The sequence below is a fragment of the Gordonia hydrophobica NBRC 16057 genome, from assembly GCF_001592365.1.
Classification (GTDB): domain Bacteria; phylum Actinomycetota; class Actinomycetes; order Mycobacteriales; family Mycobacteriaceae; genus Gordonia; species Gordonia hydrophobica.
In genome coordinates this window covers 1-3747 of the sequence record NZ_BCWU01000024.1, presented here as the reverse complement: position 1 = coordinate 3747, position 3747 = coordinate 1, and the positions used below count along the sequence as shown (strand labels likewise).

At 66.2% G+C, this 3747-nt stretch carries 1 protein-coding gene; it reads right to left on the bottom strand.

Features of this window, described 5'->3' with window-relative positions; all coding sequences use genetic code 11:
- The coding region (locus tag GH2_RS21005) for a non-ribosomal peptide synthetase (RefSeq protein ID WP_157086192.1) at positions 1-3747 on the bottom strand (3747 nt) is incomplete at both ends.

The window sequence follows — 3747 nt, the reverse complement described above, 5'->3', positions numbered from 1 at the left end:
CCACCAGATCGTCACCGTCGATCGGCAACTCATCCAGCCCCCACCGCAGACGGTTCACCACCGCATCGTGCGGCAACGTGACACCCTTCGGGCGACCCGTCGACCCCGACGTGAACAACGTGTACGCCGCATGCGACGGAGACAACGAGCCCAACCGCTCAGCATCGGTAACCGGCGCCGTCGACAGATCCACCTCACCCGAGGCGTCCACCGCGATCACCCGCACCGACTCGTCCAAACCCGCGATCGGAGCCGGAACATCCAGCCCCGCATGCACCAACGCCACCGACGCACCCGCCGTGGTCAGCATGTACTCCACCCGCTCAGCAGGCGTCGCCACATCAACAGGCACATACTGACCACCGGCGGCCACCACCGCATGGATGGCCACCAGCAGCTCTACCGACCGCGGAATACAGATCGCCACAGCCACATCCGGGCCGACACCGGCCGCAATCAACTCCCGGGCGAGGACATTCACCCGCGCACCGAGCTCCGCGTACGACACACTCCGATCCCGGAAGACCAGAGCCTCCCGATCCGGATGCGCAGCAACACTCGCCGCCAACGCAGACGCCAGATCCTCCGACGCCAGGTACCGATCCTCACCCTGTCCCAGGGCGTCGACGGCATCGAGCTCGCGGGCATCCAGCATCGGCACATCGCCGACAGCGACAGCAGGATCCGCGGTGAGGCCGGCCAAGAGCTCGACGAAGGTGTCGGCCATCGCGGCGACGGTCGCCTCGTCGAACAGGTCGGTCGCGTACGTGACGTCGCCGCGCCAGTCTCCGTCGGACGACGACGAGACGGTGAAGGTCAGGTCCACCTGGGCCGGCAGGTTCGGCTGTGCGACGCCGGACAGGGCGAGGCTCCCCGTGGCGATGTCGACGTCATCACCGGATGCGGCCGGATCCAACGACAGCATCACCTGCGCCAGGGGCGCGAACGCCTCGCTGCGCACCGGGTCGACGGCGTCGACGACGGTCTCGAACGGCACGTCGGCGTGGTCGAAGGCGGCGAGCGCGGTTTCGCGCGTGGCGGCGACGAGGTCGGCGAAGGACTCGCCGAGATCGACGCGGGTCCGCATCACGAGGGTGTTGACGAACATGCCGATCAGCGCATCGAGCTCGGTGCGGCCGCGGCCCGCGACCGGCGTCGAGACGGTGACGTCGTCGGTGGCGGACAGGCGACCGAGGTAGGTCGACAGGGCCGCGTTCAGCACCATGAAAGGCGTCGCGTCCGCGGAGTCGGCGACCTGCCCGATACGACGGGCGACGTCGGCGGGGATCTGGAATTCCACTGATCCGCCGCGCCCAGAGGCGACGCGGGGTCGGGGTCGGTCGTACGGAAGTTCCAGCAGGTCGGGAACGCCGTCGAGCGCGTCGCGCCAGTACGCGACCTGGCGGCTGACGATCGAGCCGGGTTCATCGACAGAGCCCAGAACCGTTCGCTGCCAGATTGCGAAGTCCGCGTACTGCACGGGCAGTTCGGCGAACAGCGGTGCACCTCCGACCGAGCGGGCTCGGTAGGCCGTGGCGAGGTCGAAGACCAGCGGGGCCATCGACTCACCGTCGGCGGCGATGTGGTGGAGAACGATGGCGAGCAGGTGGCTGTCGGCGTCTTCGGCGAGGATTCGCACCCGGATCGGCCAATCGGTCCCGAGCGCGAAGCTCGTGGTGACCGCGTCGCGGAGTTCGTCCACGGTGGCGACCACGTTCCAGTCCAGGGAGTCCGCGACCGCCGATTCGGGATGGATCACCTGGTGTGCGACACCGTCCGTCGACGCGAAGGTCGTGCGCAGAATCTCGTGGTGGCGAACGACGTCTTCGATCGCGGCCTTCAGCGCGTCGATGTCGAGGTCACCGGTGACGCGCAGGACTGCGGGGATGTTGTACATCCCCGAGGCGGCGTCGAACTGGTTGATGAACCACATGCGCTGCTGCGCGAACGACAACGGAATCCGGTCCGGTCGTGGGACTGCTCGGGTCACCGGAGGCAGGGCCGGCGCGTTGCCTGCGACTCCTGCAACGAGGTCTCGGACGCTCGGTGCGTCGAAAACATCCCGCACCGACACCGCCACACCCAACGCATCACCGACACGCGCAGCCAACCGCGCCGCCGACAACGAGTTGCCACCCAGATCGAAGAACGACTCCGCCACACTGACCTGATCGACGCCCAACAACTCGGCGAACACCCCGGCCACAGCCTGCTCCTCCGGTGACGACGGAGCAACGAACTCCACCTCCACCGCATCCGGCTCCGGCAGGGCCTCACGATCGAGCTTCCCGTTCGCCGTCAACGGCAACGAACCGACACCGACCACCACATCCGGAACCATGTACCCCGGAACATGCGCCGCCATCGACTCGCGCACCGCACCCGAATCCACAGCGACACCGTCATCGACCACCACATAGCCGACCAGACGATCACCGCGCACCGGATCAACGATCACTCGAGCCGCCGACGCCGACGCACCCGCCACCGACGCCAACAGACCGGCCTCGATCTCACCGAACTCGATCCGGAAACCGCGCAACTGAACCTGCGCATCCCCGCGACCCAGATACTCGATATCTGATCCGACCCGACGCGCCCGGTCACCGGTCCGATACATCCGCGCACCACCACCGGCGAACGGATCAGCCACGAACCGCGTCGACGACAACTCCGGACGCTTCAGGTAGCCCGACGCCAACTGACCGCCCGACACATACATCTCACCCGCAACGCCCTCCGGAACCGGATGCAGACGATCGTCGAGAATATGGATCTGCAACGACGACAACGGCCGACCGATGAACGACGCATCAGCCTCCGACACCAGCTCCCGCTCCAACGCCCGGAAGCTCACGTGCACCGTCGTCTCGGTGATGCCGTACATGTTCACCAACCGCGCCCGATCAGCCGGATTCTCATCGAACCAACGCCGCACTTGATCGAAGCTCAACGCCTCGCCACCGAACACCACATACCGCAACGCCAGCGCACGCTGATCACGACGACGCGCATCAACCAACTGATAGAACGCCGACGGCGTCTGACTGAGCACCGTAACGCCCTCGACCACCAGCAGGTCCAGGAACGCCGCAGGATCCCGCGCCAAGTCGCGATCCACCACCACGAGCCGACCACCCGACAGCAGCGGCCCCCACAGCTCCCACACCGAGAAGTCGAACGCGTACGAATGGAACATCGTCCACACATCCGACGGCAAGAACTCGAAGTCCTCACCCGCGGCATCCATCAGCGTCACGACGTCGCGATGAGTGATCTCCACACCCTTCGGACGCCCCGTCGACCCCGACGTGTAGATCACATAGGCGCGCGCGTCCGCCGAAACCGAAGCCCGCGCGAACCCTGCCGAACCTGCCGCAACCAAGGCATCCACACTCAACATCCGAGCACTCGCAGGCAGATGAGCCCACAACGCATGATCGGCTGACGAGCCATCAGCGATCACCACCCGCACATCGGCATCACCGACGATGAACGCCAATCGCTCCACCGGATTACCCAGATCCAACGGCAGATACCCGGCGCCGACCTTCAGCACACCGAGAATCGACACCACCAGATCAACCGAACGATCCGTCGCCACACCAACCAGATCACCAGCGGCGACACCCTGCCCGATCAAGCCGGCAGCAACCGCATCCGACCGCGCATCCAACTCAGCAAACGACACACTCCGCCCCTGAGCCGACACCGCCACAGAATCCGCATGCGAAGCGACGACATCGG